The sequence below is a fragment of the Peribacillus sp. AS_2 genome (assembly GCF_026891895.1).
Classification (GTDB): domain Bacteria; phylum Bacillota; class Bacilli; order Bacillales; family DSM-1321; genus Peribacillus; species Peribacillus frigoritolerans.
This window is the reverse complement of record NZ_JAPTGA010000004.1, coordinates 67,863-89,219: the sequence shown is the minus strand read 5'-3', so window position 1 is coordinate 89,219 and position 21,357 is coordinate 67,863. Positions and strand designations below refer to the sequence as shown.

The window sequence follows — 21,357 nt, the reverse complement described above, 5'->3', positions numbered from 1 at the left end:
TCTTTTTTTAAAGGTATGGGAGATTTTTAAGGGATGAAAATCATCAGCTGGTTTAGTTCCGTCATATTGACTGAAAAAGTGGATGTTTTTCGGAAATATTGTCAAAGCTCCTTATTTTCTTTGATGATAACAAGTATTTTTTGGCAATAATGGGTAAAGATTGAATAAACTGCATTTAATTTGAGGAGGATATATATTATGGCAATCACTGCACAATTAGTTAAAGAATTGCGTGAAAAAACTGGTGCCGGTATGATGGACTGTAAAAAGGCACTTGTACAAACAGAAGGCGATATGGAAAAGGCAATCGATTTCCTACGTGAAAAAGGAATTGCAAAAGCTGCTAATAAAGGCGACCGTATCGCTGCTGAAGGTTTAACTTCAATCGTTGTTGAAGGAAACCAAGCGGTTATTCTTGAAGTGAACTCTGAAACTGATTTCGTTGCTAAAAACGAAGGCTTCCAAATTCTTGTTAAGGAATTGGCTGGGTTCCTTCTTGCGAACAAACCTGAAAGCGTTGAAGCTGCTCTTGAGCAAACAATGGAAAATGGAGCAAAAGTTGCAGATCATATCAATGCTGCTGTTGCTAAAATTGGGGAAAAATTAACTCTTCGCCGTTTCCAAGTCGTTTCTAAAACAGATAACGACGCATTTGGTGCATACCTTCACATGGGCGGACGCATCAGCGTACTGTCAGTTCTTGAAGGTACAACTGACGAAGAGGCAGCTAAAAGCGTTTCAATGCATATTGCTGCAATTAACCCTAAATATATCTCTCGCGACCAAGTGGATGCTAGCGAATTAGAACGCGAACGCGAAGTTCTTACGCAGCAAGCTCTTAATGAAGGAAAACCTGAAAAAATCGTTGCGAAAATGGTTGAAGGACGTATCAATAAATTCTACGAAGAAATCTGTGTTAACGAACAAGCTTTCGTTAAGAACCCTGATCAAAAAGTGGGACAATTCGTTGAATCAAAAGGCGGAAAAATCCAATCATTCGTTCGTTATGAAGTAGGGGAAGGTCTTGAAAAACGTCAAGAAAACTTTGCTGAAGAAGTAATGAACCAAGTTAAAAAAGACTAATTGTCAGATAATTAATAATGGGGAACACTCTTGTGTTCCCTATTTTTTGAAATGTCATGATTTTTTGGCAGTATTGCAAGAAAGCATGATGAACGAATGAAAAGATTACATAGTTGGAGGTTCTCATGAGTAACGCTAAATATAAACGTGTCGTTCTAAAACTAAGTGGTGAAGCATTAGCCGGTGAAGAAGGATTTGGAATTAACCCTGCAGTAATTAAATCCATTGCTGAACAAGTCAAGGAAGTGGCTGAGCTTGATGTGGAAGTAGCTGTTGTTGTCGGTGGCGGAAACATCTGGCGCGGGAAAATAGGCAGTGAAATGGGCATGGATCGTGCTAATGCCGATTATATGGGGATGTTGGCTACAGTCATGAACTCATTGGCATTACAAGACAGCCTTGATCAGCTTGGAATTGAAACACGCGTGCAAACTTCCATTGAGATGAGACAAGTAGCAGAACCATACATTAGACGCCGTGCAATCAGGCATCTAGAGAAAAAGAGAGTGGTGATTTTTGCAGCTGGTACAGGTAATCCATACTTCTCAACGGATACCACTGCCGCCCTGCGTGCTGCAGAAATTGAAGCTGATGTCATCTTGATGGCGAAGAATAATGTGGATGGCGTATACAATGCAGATCCGGTTAAAGACAAAAATGCAGTGAAGTATGATAAACTTTCCTATCTTGATGTGATTAAAGAAGGGTTAGAAGTAATGGATTCAACTGCGTCCTCACTATGCATGGACAATGATATTCCATTGATCGTCTTCTCGATCATGGAAAAAGGCAATATTAAACGGGCCGTTTTAGGCGAAACGCTTGGAACTATTGTAAGGGGGAAATAAAAGATGCCGAAACAAGTTATTTCGAATGCGAAAACGAAAATGGAAAAAGCCATTGGAGCGTACACACGTGAATTAGCAAGCATCCGTGCCGGAAGGGCAAATGCCTCATTGCTTGATAGAATCTCGATTGATTATTATGGTTCGCCGACACCGGTTAATCAGGTGGCTGGTATTTCTGTCCCGGAAGCTAGACTGTTAGTCATTCAACCATATGATAAAACGGTATTGGGTGAAATCGAAAAGGCGATTTTGAAATCAGACTTAGGCTTAAATCCTTCTAATGACGGATCGATCATCAGGATAGCCATCCCGGCGTTAACTGAAGAGCGCAGAAAAGAGCTTGTGAAAGTTGTGAAAAAAGAAGCGGAAGAGGCAAAAATAGCTGTCCGTAATGTGCGTCGCGATGCTAATGATGATTTGAAAAAGCTTGAAAAAAGTGGTGAAATCACTGAAGATGATTTGCGTGGCTATGCTGATGACATCCAAAAGATGACAGATGGCAATATCACGAAAATCGATGAAATTACAAAAGATAAAGAAAAAGAAATTTTGGAAGTATAATTTCCATTGAAGAATTGATTAAATAAAGAGGGCCGAATCCATACTGGGTCATGTCTTGGTGCTAACATATAGGTGTGCTTAAAGGAGAAAACTGTTATAATAAGGTTTCTCCGATAATGATTACTCCTTGAGTTAGTATGTTGCATGCAAACGTTGGAGGTGGCCTTTTTTTTGCATTTTTCATGTCAGTCATAATCGGTTTCAGAAAAAAAGAAGGAATGATTTCTCCCTTTCAAGCTTCTAATGAAGAAATAATTTTCATAATAATAATATGAGAACCAGTTTTTTTTTGATATTATAATATAGATTCTTTTTAAGCGGCAGAAAGCTTGATATACATAGTGCACGAAAAACTTTGCCTTTGTAGAGAGATAAGTACAACCTGATGGGGGACTAACATATGTATTCACTTTGGAAGCGTTTCGTTAAAAAAGATGCTTCTTCCGATGTAACAAATAGGATTCAGCATATTAAACAGTTTGATGTTCCTCAGCATATTGCCATCATTATGGATGGGAACGGCCGTTGGGCCAAAAAGCGTGCATTGCCACGTGTGGCGGGTCATCATGAAGGAATGAAAACCGTTCGTAGAATTACGAAAGTTGCCAATAAATTAGGGGTCAAAACTTTGACGGTCTATGCGTTTTCCACTGAAAATTGGAAACGCCCGAAAAGTGAAGTCGACTTTTTGATGAAGCTGCCACAGGAATTTCTTGGGACATTTTTGCCCGAGCTCATTTCCGAAAATGTTAGAGTTGAAACGATTGGGGACTTGTCACTCATTCCGTCACATACTCAAAGTGCCGTTAAACGGGCAATGGAAGACACGAAAGACAATGATGGGATGATTCTGAATTTTGCCCTGAACTATGGAAGCCGCGGGGAGATTGTATCTGCAGTGAATAGCATCATTCAAGATGCTAAGAATGGTATAATAAAGGAAAATGTAACGGAGGAAATGGTATCCAGTTACCTGATGACCAAACATTTGTCGGATCCCGATTTACTGATCCGTACTAGCGGTGAAATCCGTTTAAGTAATTTCATGCTTTGGCAGTCTGCTTATACGGAGCTTTGGTTTACTGAAGTGCTGTGGCCGGATTTTAGTGAAGAGCATTTATTGCAGGCGGTTGAGGAGTATCAAAAGCGTTCACGAAGATTCGGTGGCGTTTAATGTAGAAGGCGAGGAAAATGGAATAATGAAACAACGAATTATTACGGCGGTCGTAGTTGCCGCTATCTTCATTCCACTAGTCATTTTAGGGGGCACTCCCTTTTTACTGACGGTTTATCTGTTAGGTTCAATTGGTTTGTACGAACTGATGAAAATGAAAAAGTTACGTGTACTTTCTTTTGAAGCATTTCTTTCTCACATATTATTGTGGGTGCTTTTATTGCCTAATGAGCATACCGCTTTTTTGGCAGAAATTAATTATGATAAAGTTCAAGTATTCTTGATCGGGGTTTTGCTGCTGTTACTTTATACAGTCGTTTCAAAAAACCGTTTTACCTTTGATGACGCAGGCTTTCTAGTGATTTCAATCCTATACTTGGGGATAGGTTTCTACTTCCTATTTGAAACACGTGACTCTTTGGGGTTGGGGCTGATCTATATCCTGCTTACCCTATTTACGATCTGGGCAACTGATTCCGGAGCCTACTTCATTGGTAAATCGCTTGGTAAAAGAAAGCTATGGCCAGAAATAAGTCCAAACAAGACGGTGGAAGGATTTATCGGCGGGTTAATATCCGCGATGGTGGTGGGTGTTTTATTTTACGCCTTCTCCAGCCTTGATTACACGTTATTACAATTATTATTGATTTCATTAATCATTGGGGTATTCGGCCAATTGGGTGATCTCGTCCAATCCGCGTATAAACGTCATTATGGCGTTAAGGATTCAGGGAATCTTCTCCCGGGACATGGTGGAATTTTGGACAGGCTAGATAGTGTGATCTTCATTTTACCGATTTTGCATTTATTGCATGTTTTATAATATAAATATAGGCAAGCGTTATATGAATTAGGAGATGAACAATTTGAAAAATATCAGCCTTTTGGGCGCGACAGGATCAATTGGTCAACAAACGGCGGATGTAGTCAGGTCCCATCCAGATCAATTCAAGATCGTGGCGCTTTCTGCTGGAAAGAATATAGAATTGGTCAGGACTTATATACAAGAGTTTGAACCGAAACTGGTTTCAGTCCAGACGGAAGAAGATTATCATGTTTTGAAAAGTGAATTCTCCAACCGCAAAGATATCGAGTTCATGTATGGGGATGAGGGATTGACTGCTGTTGCTGTTTATGATCAGGCGACGATATTGGTCAATGCCGTCATCGGAAGCGTGGGTCTTTATCCGACACTTCAAGCAATAAAGGCAAAAAAGGATATTGCTATCGCCAACAAGGAGACGTTGGTGACGGCGGGTCATTTGGTCATGAGTGAAGCAAAAAAAGCGGGGGTCAGATTGCTGCCGGTTGACAGTGAGCATTCAGCTATTTTTCAGGCACTGCAAGGTGAAAAGGAAAAAAATATAGAACGTCTTGTCATTACTGCTTCAGGAGGCAGTTTTCGAGATCGGACCAGGGAAGAATTGAAGGATGTAACGGTGGAAGAGGCACTGAACCATCCGAACTGGTCAATGGGAGCTAAAATCACGATCGATTCAGCATCAATGATGAATAAAGGATTGGAAGTGATCGAGGCCCATTGGCTATTCGATCTTCCCTACGATAAAATTGATGTATTGCTACATAAGGAAAGCATCATCCATTCCATGGTTGAGTTTCATGACTCCAGCGTGATAGCACAACTGGGGACACCGGATATGCGGGTGCCGATACAATATGCACTTACTTATCCAGACCGTATTCCGCTGGCAGGCCGCAAACGATTGAACCTTGCTGAAGCAGGCAAACTGCATTTTAGGGATATGGATTTCACCAGATATCCTTGTTTGCAATTCGCTTATAAAGCAGGTAAAATTGGCGGAACGATGACTACTGTGTTGAATGCCGCCAATGAAGCCGCAGTCTCTGCATTCTTATCTGGAAAGGTAACCTTCCTTGAAATTGAGACGTTAATTGAAAAAGCGCTGAATCAGCATTCCGTCATAGCCCTTCCAGATTTAGAAACGATTCAGGAAGTCGATAATATGACAAGGCAGTATATAGAATCTTTAGTGAAAGATAGGTGACCGGAACATGCAGACTTTAGAAACGATTATAGCGTTCATCATCATTTTTGGAGCTCTAGTTTTTTTCCATGAGCTTGGGCACTTAGTGTTTGCAAAGCGAGCAGGAATCTTATGCCGTGAGTTCGCAATCGGTTTCGGGCCAAAAGTATTCACATATAAAAAGAAGGAAACCGTTTATACCATCCGATTGCTTCCTCTTGGCGGTTACGTGCGTATGGCCGGTGAAGACGCAGAAAATATAGAATTGAAACCCGGCTATCGGGTGGGGTTAATGTTCGATAATGATGAGAATGTTACAAAGATCATTTTGAACAATAAAGATAAATATCCTGATATTCGACTTGTGGAAGTTGAAGTGATCGACCTTGATCATAAACTGATCCTTACTGGTTATGAAGAGGGAGAGGAAGATACACTAAAAACGTTTGCCATCCATAAAGAGGCTGTGATCGTTGAAAATGGTGTAGAGAACCAGATTGCTCCTTTTGACCGGCAATTTGCCTCAAAGTCGCTTGGGCATCGTTTTCTGACGATTGTAGCTGGTCCGGCAATGAACTTCGTTTTGGCTTTTGTCATTTTTGTGCTGATCGGCCTGTTTCAAGGTGTTGTGGTGGATGAAGCGAAACTAGGTGAGTTGACTCCGGATGGTTCGGCTGTAAATGCCGGTTTAAAATCGGGAGATGTCATTCAATCCATAGAAGGTACGGAAGTCTCCACTTGGGGAGATGTTCAGGAAAGCATTCAAAAGAACCCTGGGCAAGAGATCGAGTTTGTCGTTGACAGGGACGGGAAAACACTAGAAGTACCGGTTGTTCCACAAGAAGTGGAAAGGGAAGGGAAGAAAATCGGGATTATCGGTGTTTACCCTCCGGTTGAAAAAGCACCGATTAAAGCTATACAATATGGTTTTACAGAAACGTATTTTTGGACAAAACAAATCTTCATCATCCTTGGTGATCTTGTAACGGGAGGATTTACGATCGACAGTTTATCTGGTCCTGTAGGCATATATAAATCAACTGAGGAAGTGGCGAAACAAGGTTTATTCACGTTAATGAAATGGGCAGGGCTGCTAAGCATTAACCTGGGAATCATGAACCTGCTTCCGCTGCCGGCATTGGATGGAGGAAGACTGTTATTCTTTGTGGTCGAATTCTTAAGAGGGAAACCAATTGACCGTCAAAAAGAAGGGATGGTCCACTTCATCGGCTTTGCTTTGCTGATGTTATTGATGATTGTCGTTACCTGGAATGACATCCAGCGATTCTTCCTGTAAGACATGTTTGGATAATGCAAAAACTGGCCAGCAGAATTATCTGTTGGCCGTTTTCTTATCTGAAGGGATTTCCTAGTTTTTTAATCGTTTTGGGGAAATTGTTTGTTTTCTAGGGAAATCGTAAGTATAATCGAGAATGAGTATATTAAATTAGCTTTTCTGAATGACCGGAAAGTCTTTTTTGTATGAAATGACCGTATTAAAATGTTGCGGTATCAAATTTACCGAAGCTGCAAGTAATTTAAAGGAAATATTGAAGAGGTGCAAATATGAAACAAAGTATGACGTTGATCCCTACATTGAGGGAAGTGCCTGCAGATGCTGAAATCAAAAGTCATCAGCTGCTATTGCGTGCAGGATTTATGAGACAAAATTCCAGCGGGGTTTATAGTTTTATGCCGCTTGGAAAAAAGGTGCTTCAAAAGGTTGAGGCGATCGTTAGGGAAGAACTGGAAAATGCAGGTGCAGTGGAACTGTTGATGCCGGCTTTACAACAAGCTGAATTCTGGCAGGAATCTGGACGCTGGTATACTTATGGTCCAGAGTTGATGCGGCTTAAGGATCGCAACAACCGTGAATTTGCGCTTGGTGCCACGCACGAAGAAGTGATAACCAGTTTAGTTCGCGATGAGGTGAAATCCTATAAGCGTCTTCCATTGACGGTTTACCAAATCCAAACCAAATTCCGTGATGAAAAAAGACCGCGTTTCGGATTGTTGCGTGGACGTGAGTTCATCATGAAGGATGCTTATTCTTTCCATGCTAATCAAGAAAGCCTGGATGCTGTATATAAAAATTTATTTGCGGCATATTCGAATATATTTAGCCGTTGTGGGTTGAACTTCCGTGCGGTCATTGCCGATTCTGGGGCAATGGGTGGTAAGGATACACATGAATTCATGGTCCTGTCTGAAATAGGGGAGGATACCATCGCTTATTCGGATACTTCCGATTATGCAGCCAATATTGAAATGGCACCTGTGAATGTAAAATATGAAAAAAGCAGCGAAGAACAAATTGCACTTGAAAAAATTCATACACCGGGTCAAAAATCGATAGAAGAAGTTGCTGCATTCCTGAATACCGATGCAGCGAAACTAATAAAATCATTATTGTTTAAAGTGGATGAAAAGTATGTGCTAGTTTTGGTACGAGGAGATCATGAAGTCAATGATATCAAGCTGAAGAACTTCTATAACGCTTCAATCGTTGATTTGGTCGATCCAAATGAGACGAAGGAAGTCTTGGGATGTGCAATTGGATCTCTTGGACCTATAAATGTCACTTCTGATGTGGAAGTAGTTGCGGATCTTGCCGTCGAAGCCATGGTTAATGGAGTTTGTGGTGCAAATGAGGAAGACCACCATTATGTGAACGTCAATCCCGCTCGTGATTTTAACGTGGCGAATTATATAGATCTTCGTTTCATCCAAGAGGGCGACCCATCGCCCGACGGAAACGGAAAAATTAAATTTGCCAAAGGAATTGAGGTAGGCCACGTATTCAAGCTGGGAACAAAATATTCCGAGGCTATGAATGCGACATTCCTGGATGAGAATGGACGGTCGCAGCCAATGATCATGGGATGTTATGGTATTGGGGTTTCCCGTACACTTGCAGCTGTTGCTGAACAATTCAACGATGAAAAAGGATTGGTCTGGCCAAAGAATTTGGCGCCATACCAAGTCCATTTGATTCCAATCAATATGAAGGATGAGGCTCAGGCTGCCCTGGCAGAAGATTTATATAAAGATTTAAAGGCACAAGGCATGGAAGTTCTAATGGATGATCGTCAAGAACGTGCAGGCGTAAAATTCGCGGACTCCGACTTGATCGGTCTTCCTGTCAGGGTGACTGTTGGTAAAAAGGCATCCGACGGAATTGTCGAAGTGAAAATTCGCAAAACGGGTGAGGTTCTTGAACTTGAAAGAGCTGAACTAACTCAAAAGCTTCACGAAATACTGGGATAATTTAAAAATGGGGGAACTAGGCATCATTCAATTGGATGATGCCTTTCCTTTTCATGGATTTGGATACTAGTGAAACATTCATGATATGTTATAATAGCCTCTGATATCAAAACGAAAATGCTAGTGAATAATATCTAAAGAGATAGTAGATAGGGGAGAGAGGGAATGGATCAAAATCCAAATAGCGGTAGAGAGAGATTTCAACTCTTGCTCCAGCAAATGGACTTGACCGAGGATGCCTTTGTGAATTATTTCATAGGTGCCGAAATTGATAAACTCTCAATCGAGAGGGAGTCCAAAACATGGCATTTTGCCTTTAATATACCTGCATTGATTCCTTGCAGTGTTCATACAAGACTTGCTACTCATCTGGCAAGTACGTTTTCCCATATTGCAAAGGTCACATTCAACTTGAATGTGGCCAATCCGCAAGTGACCGAACAATTGGTAAAAGAGTATTGGAAAAACTGCATTGGTGAGCTTGAAGGCATGTCTCCGGCACTGTTATCGCTTCTGAATGAACAAGTGCCAACGGTAAATGGATATAAGCTTATCGTAAGCGCCCGAAATGATACGGAAGCTGGTCAGCTGAAACGAAAATACTCCGGCATCATTTCGAATATCTACCAAACATTCGGTTTTCCTCCGTTGACACTTGAAGCGGAAGTGAAGGAAACGGTGTCGAATCCTGATTACCAAAAGTTTTTGGAAGAGAAACAAAAGGAAGACGCGGAAAAGGGACTTGCTGCGCTAGTGGAAATGCAGAAGAAAGAATCGGAAAAAGGCGGCGACGATGGCGTCTACGAAGGACCGGTTAAAATTGGCTACACGATTAAAGAAGATGCGGATTTCCGCAGAATCGAACAAATTATCGATGAAGAGCGCAGGATTGCTATCGAAGGCTTCGTATTTGATGCAGAAGTGCGTGAGTTGCGAAGCGGACGAAGCCTGTTGACATTTAAAGTCACGGATTATACGAGCTCGATATTGGTCAAAATGTTCTCGCGTGATAAAGAAGATGCTGCCATACTTGCCCGAGTGAAAAAAGGGATGTGGGTACGTGCCCAAGGCAGCATCCAAAATGATACATTCGTACGTGACCTTGTAATGATCGCAAATGATATAAATGAAATTTCTAAACAAGGACGGCAGGATAAGGCACCGGAAGGAGAAAAGCGTGTAGAACTGCATATGCATACCCCAATGAGCTCGATGGATGCAGTGACACCTACTTCAGCGCTTGTTGCCCAAGCTGCAAAGTGGGGGCATAAGGCTGTTGCCATTACAGATCATGCGGGAGCACAATCATTCCCTGAAGCTTATAGTGCCGGGAAAAAGAATGGTATCAAAATCCTTTATGGCGTCGAAGTGAATCTTGTAAATGATGGTGTACCCATCGTTTATAATGAGGCGCATATCGCTTTGGCAGATGCAACCTATGTTGTGTTTGACGTAGAGACGACGGGTCTGTCAGCCGTTTATGATACGATCATTGAATTTGCTGCAGTCAAAATCCGGGACGGGGACATCATTGATCGATTCGAGTCATTTGCTAATCCGCATCACCCACTATCCAATACGACGATAGAATTGACTGGAATCACTGATGATCTTGTAGAAAATGCTCCAGAAGTCTCGGAAGTGCTGGAAAAGTTCAAGGAATGGGCGGGCGATGCAATCCTGGTTGCCCACAACGCAGCCTTCGATATGGGGTTTTTGAATATAGGTTATAAAAACTTGGGTTATCCTAAAGCTTCCAATCCTGTGCTTGATACATTGGAACTTGCCCGTTTCTTATATCCGGAGTTTAAAAATCACCGGTTAAATACACTATGTAAAAAGTTCGATATTGATTTGACCCAGCATCATAGGGCCATTTATGACGCCGAAGCTACAGGTTACCTTATGCTGAAGATGCTGAAGGATGCAATGGAAAAGGAGATTACCCATCATGATCAACTTAATGACAATATGGGTAAAGGAAATGCTTACCAGCGTTCCCGGCCGTCCCATTGTACGTTGATCGCGCAAACACAGGCGGGGTTAAAAAACCTTTTTAAATTAATTTCAATATCACACATCGATTATTTCTATCGTGTGCCCCGATTACCGCGCTCACAACTTAAAAAGTATCGTGAAGGAATCCTGGTCGGATCGGGATGTGATAAAGGGGAAGTTTTTGAAGGGATGATGCAGAAGGGTTTTGAGGAAGTCGTCGATATCGCCGAATTCTACGATTATCTTGAAATCCATCCGAAGGAAGTGTATCAGCATTTGATTGAGCTTGAATATGTACGGGATGATAAATCATTAGAAACGATCATCTCCAATATCGTCAAGCTTGGTGAAAAGCTGGACAAGCCAGTCGTAGCCACGGGAAATGTGCATTATTTGGATCCGAATGATAAAATTTACCGTAAAATCCTTGTGAATTCACAAGGCGGCGCGAACCCGCTGAATCGTCATAAGCTTCCTGACGTACACTTTCGGACAACAGATGAAATGCTGCGGGAATTCTCCTTCCTCGGTTCCGAGAAAGCCAAAGAGGTCGTGGTAACCAACACGAATAAAATCGCTGATATGATTGAAGAAATCAAGCCAATCAAGGATGAGTTATACACACCTAAAATTGAGGGTGCAGATGAAGAGATGCGTGAAATGAGTTATGGCATGGCAAGGAAGATTTATGGGGAAAACCTGCCGGAAATCGTGGAAGCCCGTCTTGAGAAAGAATTGAAAAGCATCATCGGCCACGGTTTTGCCGTTATTTATTTAATTTCCCACAAGCTTGTTAAAAAATCATTGAATGATGGTTATCTAGTTGGCTCAAGGGGATCGGTTGGATCATCTTTCGTTGCCACCATGACTGAAATTACAGAGGTGAACCCTCTTCCGCCGCATTATGTATGTCCTGAGTGCAAGAAATCCGAATTCTTCAATGACGGTTCTGTAGGTTCAGGGTTTGACCTGCCCGATAAAGACTGTCCCGATTGTGGCATCGCTTATACAAAAGACGGGCATGATATCCCGTTTGAAACTTTCCTTGGATTTAAAGGGGATAAGGTTCCGGATATCGACTTGAACTTCTCAGGAGAATATCAGCCGAAGGCCCATAACTATACGAAGGTCTTATTCGGTGAAGAATATGTATATCGTGCCGGAACGATTGGTACGGTCGCTGAAAAAACGGCTTATGGATATGTTAAAGGGTATTCCTCTGATAATAACATCCATATGCGCGGAGCCGAGACCGATCGCCTTGTAGCCGGTTGTACTGGTGTGAAAAGGACGACTGGACAGCACCCGGGCGGAATCATCGTCGTTCCGGATTATATGGATATCTATGATTTCACACCAATTCAGTTCCCTGCGGATGACCGGAATTCAGAGTGGAAAACAACTCACTTTGATTTCCATTCCATTCACGATAATATTTTGAAACTTGATATACTTGGACACGATGATCCGACAGTAATCCGGATGCTTCAAGATTTAAGTGGCATCGATCCAAAGACCGTTCCTACCGATGATCCGGAAGTAATGAAAATATTCAGCAGTACTGAATCTTTAGGAGTTACCGAAGAACAGATCATGTGTAAAACGGGTACGCTTGGCATCCCGGAATTTGGTACGCGTTTTGTCCGGCAGATGCTTGAAGATACGAAACCTACGACTTTTTCCGAGCTTGTTCAGATTTCAGGCCTTTCCCACGGTACGGATGTATGGCTGAGCAATGCACAGGAACTGATCCACAACCGGATCTGCACACTAAGTGAGGTTATAGGCTGCCGGGATGATATTATGGTCTATCTGATCTATCAAGGTCTCGATCCTTCCCTGGCGTTTAAAATCATGGAATCTGTACGTAAAGGGAAAGGGCTCTCGGAGGAATTCGAAGAGGAAATGAGGAAAAATGAGGTGCCGGAATGGTATATCGATTCATGTAAGAAGATTAAATACATGTTCCCGAAAGCCCATGCTGCAGCTTACGTCTTAATGGCTGTCCGGATTGCCTATTTTAAAGTGCATCTGCCCTTATTATACTATGCGGCCTATTTTACAGTACGTGCCGATGATTTTGAAATCGACGCCATGACACGGGGATCGCAAGCGATCAAAGCAAAAATGGAAGAAATCATGGTAAAGGGATTGGATGCATCCACAAAGGAAAAGAATACATTGACGGTTCTTGAACTAGCTTTGGAAATGTGTGAACGAGGATATTCATTCGCTAAAGTGGACTTGTACAAATCCAGTGCAGATCAATTCCTAATTGAAGGAAATACTTTGATTCCGCCTTTCAATTCGATACCTGGTCTTGGAACGAATGCGGCGATCAATATTGTCAACGCACGGGGAAATGGTGAATTCCTCTCTAAAGAAGACCTTCAACAGCGGGGTAAGGTTTCGAAGACCATCCTTGAATACCTTGATAAACAAGGCTGTCTGGAGTCATTGCCTGAACAAAATCAGTTATCTTTATTTTAAAAGAGGAAACGGATTTCAAAAAGGAAGAAACAGACATGATATTTGCATAAATATCTTGATTATGGTATATTTTTATTGGAAATACTAAGAGGAACCAATGGCAAGAGTGGGGAAACCCACTCTTTCGTGTTGTAATGACCATTTATTTTGAATCCGAAACCAAGCGCATACAACGCACGTATGGAGGAAACAAATGAGTAAAAAGGTAACGGAAGTCGTAGAGGAATTAGCATTACCAATTCTTGAAGAATTGCAGCTTGAATTAGTCGAAGTGGAGTATGTGAAGGAAGGTAAAAGCTGGTTCCTTCGAGTGTACATTGATAAAGAAACAGGCGTAGATATTGATGATTGCGGAAATGTGAGTGAAAAACTCAGTGAAAAGCTTGATGAGGTTGATCCGATTCCACAAAATTATTTTCTCGAAGTTTCATCACCCGGAGCTGAAAGGCCTCTGAAAAAAGAGAAGGATTTCCTTAATGCTATCGGTAAAAATGTTTACATAAAAACATACGAGCCCATTTTAGATGAAAAAGAATTCGAAGGAATCTTAACCAGTTTCGATGGTGAAGAAGTGACAATCGAAGTCAGAATCAAGACAAGAAAGAAAACGATCGTCATACCATTCGAAAAGGTAGCCAAAGCAAGATTGGCGATTACCTTCGCTTAAGTCAAGCAAATCATTAATTTAAATATCCGTAAGGGGGATCACCATGGGCAATGAGTTATTGGATGCTCTCTATATTTTAGAAAACGAAAAAGGAATTTCCAGGGAGGTTTTGATCGACGCGATTGAATCTGCCCTAATATCGGCATATCGCCGTAACTTTAACCAAGCACAAAATGTACGTATCGACTTGAATCTTGGTAAAGGAACAATGCGTGTATTTGCCAGAAAAGACGTTGTTGACGAAGTGTTCGATTCGCGTCTGGAAATTTCTGTTGAAGAAGCAAGAGCAATCGATCCCAACTATCAGTTAGATGATGTTGTCGAAATGGAAGTAACACCTAAGGATTTCGGCCGTATTGCTGCACAAACAGCAAAACAAGTCGTCACTCAAAGGGTGCGTGAAGCGGAACGGGGCATCATTTATGCCGAATTCATCGATCGTGAAGAGGATATCATGACTGGTATCGTTCAACGCCAGGATTCCCGATTCATTTATGTGAGCTTAGGTAAAATCGAGGCTTTGCTCCCGGTGAATGAGCAAATGCCGAATGAACAATATAAACCGCATGACCGCATTAAAGTTTTCATCACTAAAGTTGAAAAGACTTCCAAGGGTCCGCAAATTTTTGTATCCCGTTCACATCCTGGCCTTTTAAAACGTTTATTCGAAATCGAAGTGCCTGAAATTTTCGATGGAACAGTCGAGATCAAGTCAGTTGCCCGCGAAGCAGGCGACCGTTCAAAAATCTCCGTGCACTCCGATAACGAAGAAGTCGATCCTGTCGGTTCCTGTGTAGGCCAAAAAGGCCAGCGTGTTCAGGCCATCGTCAACGAATTGAAAGGTGAAAAGATCGATATCGTCAAATGGTCGGAGAATCCGGTCATTTTCGTTGCGAATGCTTTAAGCCCTTCAAAAGTACTTGAGGTCATTGTTAAAGAAGAGGAAAAGGCGACGACTGTAATCGTACCGGATTATCAACTCTCCCTGGCAATTGGTAAGCGTGGACAAAATGCCCGTTTAGCTGCCAAGCTTACAGGCTGGAAAATAGATATCAAGAGTGAAACGGAAGCCCGCGAAGCTGGTATATATCCTGTGGAAGAACAGGAATTCCTTTTGAGCAGAGATAGTTATGTTACTGAAGAGGAAACAGATTTCGAAGAGGATAACGAGTAATTCGAGGTGAAAAAAGATGAATAACCGAAAAAAAATCCCGATGCGTAAATGTGTGGCGACAGGCGAAATGAAGCCGAAGAAAGAACTCATTCGCATCGTTCGATCTAAAGAAGGGGAAGTCAGCCTGGATCCGACCGGTAAGAAATCTGGAAGGGGAGCTTATTTGACTCTTGATCGGGATGTTATCGAGCTGGCCAAAAAGAAAAATGTGCTGGCTAATCACCTTAGTACCCAAATCGATTCTTCCCTTTATGAACAATTGCTCGAATTAGTGAATAAGGAGAAAAACTAACACCATGACCCAACAACAACAATGGATGTCTCTATTAGGTTTGGCCAATCGAGCACGCAAGCTAATTTCGGGTGAAGAATTAGTGGTTAAAGAGATTAGAAGCGGTAATGCCAAAGTTGTTATTTTATCCGCGGACGCTTCAAAAAACACTGAAAAAAAAATATCTGATAAGTGCGCATTTTATCAGGTTCCTTTAAAAAGAGTCGAAAGCAGGTCATTGCTCGGCCATGCGATAGGTAAGGATGCTAGAGTTGCCGTCGCAGTTCTGGATGAAGGTTTTGCACAAAAACTCCGAACGCTGCTCGATTAAATTTTACGGGGGTGAACGTATGACAAAATTGCGTGTATATGAATATGCAAAACAAAAGAACGTTTCAAGCAAGGATGTAATAAATAAACTTAAAGAAATGAATATAGAGGTAACAAACCATATGACAGCATTAGACGATTCAACTGTAAATAAATTAAACGATTCAATCAAACCTAAAAACGAAGATAAAAGCCAAGAGCCAAAAGCTAACGCTACGGTTGCGAAGTACGAAGCCGAAGCGGATGAAAAGAGCACTGTCAATAAAGAAAAACTGAAGAAGAAACCACCAGTTAAACCTGTAGGGACGAAAAAACCAACTGGCGGCCAGTTCAATAAAGGTCGCAATAACAAGAATAAAAATAATAAACAAAGACAACAAGCGCCTCAGGCACCTGTTACAAAACGTAAAGAAAGAGAACTTCCAGAGAAAATTACGTTTTATGAGTCTTTGACGGTTATGGAACTTGGAAAAAAACTTCACCGTGAACCTTCTGAAATCATTAAAAAGCTCTTTATGCTTGGTGTTATGGCAACTATCAACCAAACTTTGGATAAAGATGCAATTGAATTGATTTGTGCGGAATACGGTGTAGTGGCCGAAGAAGAGATTCGTGTCGATCTAACAGACCTTGAATCACTTGTCACTGAGGATGCTTCTGAAGATTTGATTGAACGTCCGGCTGTCGTGACGATCATGGGTCACGTTGACCATGGTAAAACGACATTGCTTGATTCTATACGCCATACAAAAGTCACTGAAGGCGAAGCGGGTGGAATCACTCAGCATATCGGTGCTTATCAAGTTAAAGTTAACGATAAGAAAATAACATTCCTTGATACACCAGGTCATGCTGCGTTTACAACAATGCGTGCCCGCGGTGCACAAGTTACCGATATCACCATTCTTGTCGTTGCTGCGGATGATGGCGTCATGCCTCAAACGATTGAAGCGATCAACCATGCTAAAGCGGCAGAAGTTCCAATTATCGTCGCTGTAAATAAGATGGATAAAGAAGCAGCCAATCCGGACCGTGTCATGCAAGAATTGACAGAACATGGTTTAGTTTCTGAAGCATGGGGCGGAGACACAATTTTCGTACCAATTTCAGCTAAGAACGGTGAGGGTATCGATAGCTTGCTTGAAATGATTCTTCTTGTCAGTGAAGTGGAGGAGTATAAAGCGAATCCATCTCGTAAAGCAAATGGAACGGTTATCGAAGCACGTTTGGATAAAGGGCGCGGATCGGTTGCCACATTGCTTGTTCAAAACGGAACGTTGAAAATTGGGGATCCGATCGTTATCGGTAATACATTCGGACGTGTTCGTGCGATGGTCAACGATCTTGGACGCCGTGTTAAGGATGCAGGTCCTTCAACACCGGTTGAAATCACTGGATTGAACGAAGTGCCGCAAGCCGGCGATCGTTTCATCGTCTTTGAAGATGAGAAAACGGCCCGTCAAGTTGGGGAAGTGCGTGCACAGAGACAACTTGCTTCACAACGTAATGAGAAATCCCGTGTAACCCTGGATACTTTGTTCGAACAAATGAAAGAAGGGGAAATAAAAGAATTGAACATCATTCTAAAAGCTGATGTTCAAGGTTCTGCGGAAGCAGTAGCCGCTTCCCTGAATAAAATAGAAGTGGAAGGCGCTAAAGTGAAAATCATTCACATAGGCGTTGGTGCCATTACAGAGTCTGACATCATCCTTGCTACAGCTTCGAATGCGATCGTCATCGGATTTAACGTCCGTCCTGACGTGAATGCGAAGCGTGCAGCTGAATCAGAAAATGTTGATGTCCGTCTACACCGCATCATCTATAAAGCGATCGAAGAGATCGAGTCGGCTATGAAAGGGATGCTTGACCCTGAATTCGAAGAAAAAATTATCGGTCAGGCTGAGGTTCGTACGACTTTCAAGGTATCCAAGGTTGGTACGATTGCCGGTTCTTACGTTACAGAAGGAAAAATTACACGTGATAGCGGAATTCGCTTAATTCGTGAAGGTGTCGTCATTTACGAAGGTGAAATTGATGCATTGAAACGTTTTAAAGATGATGTTAAAGAAGTGGCAACGAACTATGAGTGCGGTATTACGATTAAAAATTACAACGACCTTAAAGAAGGCGATGTAATTGAAGCGTATGTAATGGAAGAGATCGAACGTAAATGATCGTTGGCTCCGTCCAATGTGAATGCATCATCCATGACACCCGTTCTTTAAAAGAAAAAAGGGCAGTGCTTCAACGTGTCATGACACGGCTTAAGCAAAAGTTCAATATTTCTGTAGCAGAGACCGATTTTCAGGATTTATGGCAGCGGACAAAGATTTCAATCGTAACCGTAACATCCTCAAGGAAGGCTACTGAACGGGAACTTCAAAATGCCCTTAAATTTCTAGATTCTTTTCCGGAACTAGAGCGAACAATAACAGATATAGACTGGCTTTAGGCTATCGAGGTGATATTATGAGCCTTCGTTCAAATCGTGTTGGCGAACAAATGAAAAAAGAGCTGAGTGAAATTATCGGCCGAAAAATTAAAGATCCAAGAATCGGATTTGTTACAGTGACGGATGTCGCGGTTACAGGCGATTTACAACAGGCAACAGTTTATATTTCCGTTTTGGGTGACCAGGAACAAAGGGAGAAAACCCTGCAAGGTCTAGCTAAGGCAAAAGGATTCATGCGTTCAGAAATTGGGCAGCGAATCCGCCTGCGCAAAACCCCTGAGCTGTTTTTTGAATTTGATGAATCGGTCGATTATGGTAATCGTATCGAGTCGTTGATTTCCCAAATCAATTCAGAGGATAAACCAGCTGAAAAAGACGAGGAATAAGCAAGCAGTAAAAGGAGGCCGACTCAATAAGTGCTTTGCACTTCTTGAAGTCGGTCTCTTTTTTTTGAAACCGAATATGAAAAAAAGGAAAAACACCTTTCGGGACGGGGTTCATAATCGTTTAAGGTGTTTTATAAAAGATGAGGTGAAAGCGTGAACGGTATTCTTCCATTATGGAAACCCAAGGGATTGACATCCCATGATTGTGTTTTTAAATTAAGAAAGATTTTAAAGACAAAAAAGGTTGGTCACACAGGTACTTTAGATCCTGATGTAACAGGGGTTTTACCTATTTGTATTGGCAGGGCAACAAAGATAGCCGAATATCTGACAGAAGCCGGTAAAGCTTATGAAGGAGAAGTGACCCTTGGTTTTTCAACGACAACTGAAGACGCAAGCGGAGAAAAAGTCGAAGAGAAAAAGATTGATCAAGTGATTCAGCGTAAACGGATTCTGGAAGTGCTTGAATCATTGACTGGAAAAATTGAACAGACGCCGCCGATGTTTTCAGCGGTAAAGGTGAACGGGAAGAAATTATATGAATATGCCCGTGCAGGGATAGATGTGGAGAGGCCGACAAGGGAGGTCACCATCTATGATATTACCCTTCTCGATGATCGTTCTGAATTTAAAGGGGAAACCATATCTTTTCGTTTTCGCGTAAATTGCAGCAAAGGAACGTATATTCGGACACTTGCAGTCATGATGGGTGAAGAACTGGGTTTTCCTGCTCATATGTCAGACTTGACGCGTATTGAATCAGCAGGTTTTAAGCAGGAGGACTGTTTCACATTTTCTGAAGTGGAAGAGTTCATGGAAAATGGTCAAACGGATGAATTTCTGTTGCCTTTGGAGCGGGGATTATTTCATTTGCCCAAATTTCAGATTAGTGATAAAGTAGCAAAGAAAGTACTTAACGGCGCGGTATTGGAACAAACAAAGGATGTTGTTGTTGAAAAAGGAATGCCATTTGTGATGGTCGATCCAGCAGATAAGGCCATTGCCATTTATCAAATACATCCGACAAAAGAGGGATTAATTAAACCTGTAAAAGTATTGGCACAAGAAATATAGACCGTTTTACCGCCGGAAAGAGGAGATTGAAAGGTGAAAGTGATCGCAATAGAGCATCCTCATCAATTTAATACGGATGATTTTCCCGAGCTTGTAATGGCGCTTGGATTTTTTGATGGCATACATAAAGGCCATCAAATTGTCATTCAAACCGCCAAGCAAAAAGCCGATGAAATGAATCTTAAGTCAGCAGTCATGACATTTGACCCGCATCCTTCTGCAGTACTGGGTAGGAAAACGGAAAATATCCGCTATATCACTCCACTTGAAGATAAGGTCGATATCATAGAGTCGATGGGGATCGATTATTTATTCATTGTCCATTTCAGCAAGGAATTTGCTTCGGTACTGCCGGAACGGTTCGTTGACGAATACATTGCCGGGCTGAATGTCCGTCATGTAGTTGCAGGCTTTGATTATTCATACGGTCGCTATGGTCAAGGGTCGATGGAAGATTTGCCTGTTTACGCACAGGGCAGATTTTCGCAGACAGTCGTTGCAAAACAGACACTTGAAGATGAAAAGGTTAGCTCGACGAGAATCAGGGAAACTCTCGGTAATGGCAACTTCTCCGACTTTTATCATTTGGCTGGACGACGCTATTTAACGAAAGGTCATGTCGTTCACGGTGAAAAGCGGGGCAGGAAGTTGGGTTTCCCCACCGCTAATATTGAAGTAAGTGACGATTATATCTTCCCTGCTGCAGGCGTGTATGCCGTCAGGATCAAAATAAGCGGTAAATGGTATAACGGGGTTTGCAATGTCGGATACAAACCTACGTTCCACGAGGAAAAACCTAAATATCCCACTGTAGAGGTCCATGCCTTGGAGTTCTCGGGAGATATTTATGGCAACCAGGTTTCGGTTGAATGGCATACAAGACTTCGTAGTGAGCAGAAATTTTCCGGACTTGAAGCATTGGTCGCACAGATCGAAACGGATAAGCAAAATGCAATAGCCTATTTTGCAAAGCTTGAAGCATAAAAGACAAGACTTGCAATTTTGACGAAAAACATGTATTCTATTGTATGTATGAAAATAACCATTGCTTGGCTAGTCGAGACTCCGACGCTGGCTCGGTAATTGGTGATTTTACAGAATTTTAGGAGGAATAATAACATGGCAATTACACAAGTACGCAAAAACGAACTTATCGCAGAATTCAGAACTCACGATACTGACACTGGATCTCCAGAAGTTCAAATCGCAGTATTAACAGAAGAAATCAACAACTTGAACGATCACTTACGCACACACAAAAAAGACCACCATTCACGTCGCGGTCTTCTAAAAATGGTAGGTAAACGTCGTAATCTTTTAACTTACCTACGTAACAAAGACGTTACTCGTTACCGTACACTAATTAACAAATTAGGTCTACGTAGATAATTTTTTCAGGAAGGCGGGAAATTTCCCGCTTTTTTGGTGTTAATCAAATGATTTGGACGTGTTCTACTTAAGGCTGGGCCTTCGTCCTTGGGACTCGGCAGGAGCCGGGTCCTTTTCCATTTATAAATGATCAGGATATACATAATCAAATGAATGAAATTTTTATTCATTTTACTGTTAATGCTTG

At 41.9% G+C, this 21,357-nt stretch carries 19 protein-coding genes; all 19 read left to right on the top strand.

From position 1 onward, the window contains the following. Positions 1-198: 198 nt before the first annotated feature. Entirely contained in the window at positions 199-1,083 is an 885-nt protein-coding gene (gene tsf / locus OTG27_RS08290) for a translation elongation factor Ts (RefSeq protein WP_034313641.1), read from the top strand. A 125-nt stretch (positions 1,084-1,208) separates the two neighbouring features. After that, positions 1,209-1,931 (top strand): UMP kinase, encoded by a 723-nt coding sequence (gene pyrH / locus OTG27_RS08285; protein WP_034313639.1) that lies wholly within the window; start codon positions 1,209-1,211, stop codon positions 1,929-1,931. Positions 1,932-1,934: 3 nt separating this feature from the next. After that, a complete protein-coding gene (gene frr / locus OTG27_RS08280) occupies positions 1,935-2,492 on the top strand; it encodes a ribosome recycling factor (protein WP_034313637.1) in 558 nt (185 codons plus the stop codon). A 400-nt stretch (positions 2,493-2,892) separates the two neighbouring features. After that, the gene (locus tag OTG27_RS08275; RefSeq protein ID WP_034313634.1) at positions 2,893-3,666 is read left to right on the top strand and encodes an undecaprenyl pyrophosphate synthase; all 774 of its coding nucleotides are present in this window, start codon (positions 2,893-2,895) and stop codon (positions 3,664-3,666) included. A gap of 25 nt (positions 3,667-3,691) precedes the next feature. Next, the gene (locus OTG27_RS08270; protein ID WP_034315397.1) at positions 3,692-4,489 is read left to right on the top strand and encodes a phosphatidate cytidylyltransferase; all 798 of its coding nucleotides are present in this window, start codon (positions 3,692-3,694) and stop codon (positions 4,487-4,489) included. A gap of 43 nt (positions 4,490-4,532) precedes the next feature. Next, on the top strand, positions 4,533-5,693 hold the full coding sequence (dxr, locus tag OTG27_RS08265) for a 1-deoxy-D-xylulose-5-phosphate reductoisomerase (RefSeq protein ID WP_268936696.1): 1,161 nt from the start codon (positions 4,533-4,535) through the stop codon (positions 5,691-5,693). A 7-nt stretch (positions 5,694-5,700) separates the two neighbouring features. Continuing rightward, positions 5,701-6,969, top strand: a complete 1,269-nt coding sequence (gene rseP / locus OTG27_RS08260) for an RIP metalloprotease RseP (RefSeq protein WP_034313629.1) — start codon at positions 5,701-5,703, stop codon at positions 6,967-6,969. Positions 6,970-7,238: 269 nt separating this feature from the next. Further along, a complete protein-coding gene (locus OTG27_RS08255) occupies positions 7,239-8,939 on the top strand; it encodes a proline--tRNA ligase (protein WP_268936695.1) in 1,701 nt (566 codons plus the stop codon). A 165-nt stretch (positions 8,940-9,104) separates the two neighbouring features. Beyond that, positions 9,105-13,427: a PolC-type DNA polymerase III gene (locus tag OTG27_RS08250; RefSeq protein ID WP_057278400.1), complete on the top strand. Its 4,323-nt coding sequence runs from the start codon at positions 9,105-9,107 to the stop codon at positions 13,425-13,427. A 193-nt stretch (positions 13,428-13,620) separates the two neighbouring features. Beyond that, positions 13,621-14,094 carry a ribosome maturation factor RimP gene (gene rimP, locus OTG27_RS08245; RefSeq protein ID WP_057278399.1) on the top strand — a complete coding sequence of 158 codons (474 nt, stop codon included), beginning with the start codon at positions 13,621-13,623 and terminating at the stop codon, positions 14,092-14,094. Positions 14,095-14,137: 43 nt separating this feature from the next. Next, on the top strand, positions 14,138-15,268 hold the full coding sequence (gene nusA / locus OTG27_RS08240) for a transcription termination factor NusA (protein WP_057278398.1): 1,131 nt from the start codon (positions 14,138-14,140) through the stop codon (positions 15,266-15,268). Positions 15,269-15,284: 16 nt separating this feature from the next. Next, positions 15,285-15,560, top strand: a complete 276-nt coding sequence (rnpM, locus tag OTG27_RS08235; protein ID WP_034313617.1) for an RNase P modulator RnpM — start codon at positions 15,285-15,287, stop codon at positions 15,558-15,560. Between the two features lie 4 nt (positions 15,561-15,564). Then, complete coding sequence (locus OTG27_RS08230; protein WP_034313614.1) at positions 15,565-15,870, top strand: YlxQ family RNA-binding protein; 306 nt, start codon at positions 15,565-15,567, stop codon at positions 15,868-15,870. Positions 15,871-15,889: 19 nt separating this feature from the next. After that, positions 15,890-18,043 (top strand): translation initiation factor IF-2, encoded by a 2,154-nt coding sequence (infB, locus tag OTG27_RS08225; RefSeq protein WP_053534384.1) that lies wholly within the window; start codon positions 15,890-15,892, stop codon positions 18,041-18,043. Then, on the top strand, positions 18,040-18,321 hold the full coding sequence (locus OTG27_RS08220) for a DUF503 domain-containing protein (protein ID WP_268936694.1): 282 nt from the start codon (positions 18,040-18,042) through the stop codon (positions 18,319-18,321). Before infB ends, OTG27_RS08220 begins: the two co-directional genes overlap by 4 nt. A gap of 17 nt (positions 18,322-18,338) precedes the next feature. Next, positions 18,339-18,707, top strand: coding sequence for a 30S ribosome-binding factor RbfA (rbfA, locus tag OTG27_RS08215; RefSeq protein ID WP_034313607.1), 369 nt, complete (start codon positions 18,339-18,341; stop codon positions 18,705-18,707). Between the two features lie 153 nt (positions 18,708-18,860). Next, positions 18,861-19,781 (top strand): tRNA pseudouridine(55) synthase TruB, encoded by a 921-nt coding sequence (gene truB / locus OTG27_RS08210; protein WP_095678838.1) that lies wholly within the window; start codon positions 18,861-18,863, stop codon positions 19,779-19,781. A gap of 33 nt (positions 19,782-19,814) precedes the next feature. Beyond that, on the top strand, positions 19,815-20,765 hold the full coding sequence (ribF, locus tag OTG27_RS08205) for a bifunctional riboflavin kinase/FAD synthetase (protein ID WP_057278396.1): 951 nt from the start codon (positions 19,815-19,817) through the stop codon (positions 20,763-20,765). Positions 20,766-20,900: 135 nt separating this feature from the next. Further along, a complete protein-coding gene (gene rpsO, locus OTG27_RS08200) occupies positions 20,901-21,170 on the top strand; it encodes a 30S ribosomal protein S15 (protein ID WP_034313598.1) in 270 nt (89 codons plus the stop codon). Positions 21,171-21,357 lie beyond the last annotated feature (187 nt).

Excerpts from the sequence above, each read along its gene's own strand:
- tsf (WP_034313641.1), top strand. The coding sequence starts at position 199 with ATGGCAATCACTGCACAATTAGTTAAAGAATTGCGTGAAAAAACTGGT.
- pyrH (WP_034313639.1), top strand. The coding sequence starts at position 1,209 with ATGAGTAACGCTAAATATAAACGTGTCGTTCTAAAACTAAGTGGTGAA.
- frr (WP_034313637.1), top strand. The coding sequence starts at position 1,935 with ATGCCGAAACAAGTTATTTCGAATGCGAAAACGAAAATGGAAAAAGCC.
- OTG27_RS08275 (WP_034313634.1), top strand. The coding sequence starts at position 2,893 with ATGTATTCACTTTGGAAGCGTTTCGTTAAAAAAGATGCTTCTTCCGAT.
- OTG27_RS08270 (WP_034315397.1), top strand. The coding sequence starts at position 3,692 with ATGAAACAACGAATTATTACGGCGGTCGTAGTTGCCGCTATCTTCATT.
- rseP (WP_034313629.1), top strand. The coding sequence starts at position 5,701 with ATGCAGACTTTAGAAACGATTATAGCGTTCATCATCATTTTTGGAGCT.
- OTG27_RS08255 (WP_268936695.1), top strand. The coding sequence starts at position 7,239 with ATGAAACAAAGTATGACGTTGATCCCTACATTGAGGGAAGTGCCTGCA.
- OTG27_RS08250 (WP_057278400.1), top strand. The coding sequence starts at position 9,105 with ATGGATCAAAATCCAAATAGCGGTAGAGAGAGATTTCAACTCTTGCTC.
- rimP (WP_057278399.1), top strand. The coding sequence starts at position 13,621 with ATGAGTAAAAAGGTAACGGAAGTCGTAGAGGAATTAGCATTACCAATT.
- nusA (WP_057278398.1), top strand. The coding sequence starts at position 14,138 with ATGGGCAATGAGTTATTGGATGCTCTCTATATTTTAGAAAACGAAAAA.
- rnpM (WP_034313617.1), top strand. The coding sequence starts at position 15,285 with ATGAATAACCGAAAAAAAATCCCGATGCGTAAATGTGTGGCGACAGGC.
- OTG27_RS08230 (WP_034313614.1), top strand. The coding sequence starts at position 15,565 with ATGACCCAACAACAACAATGGATGTCTCTATTAGGTTTGGCCAATCGA.
- infB (WP_053534384.1), top strand. The coding sequence starts at position 15,890 with ATGACAAAATTGCGTGTATATGAATATGCAAAACAAAAGAACGTTTCA.
- OTG27_RS08220 (WP_268936694.1), top strand. The coding sequence starts at position 18,040 with ATGATCGTTGGCTCCGTCCAATGTGAATGCATCATCCATGACACCCGT.
- rbfA (WP_034313607.1), top strand. The coding sequence starts at position 18,339 with ATGAGCCTTCGTTCAAATCGTGTTGGCGAACAAATGAAAAAAGAGCTG.
- rpsO (WP_034313598.1), top strand. The coding sequence starts at position 20,901 with ATGGCAATTACACAAGTACGCAAAAACGAACTTATCGCAGAATTCAGA.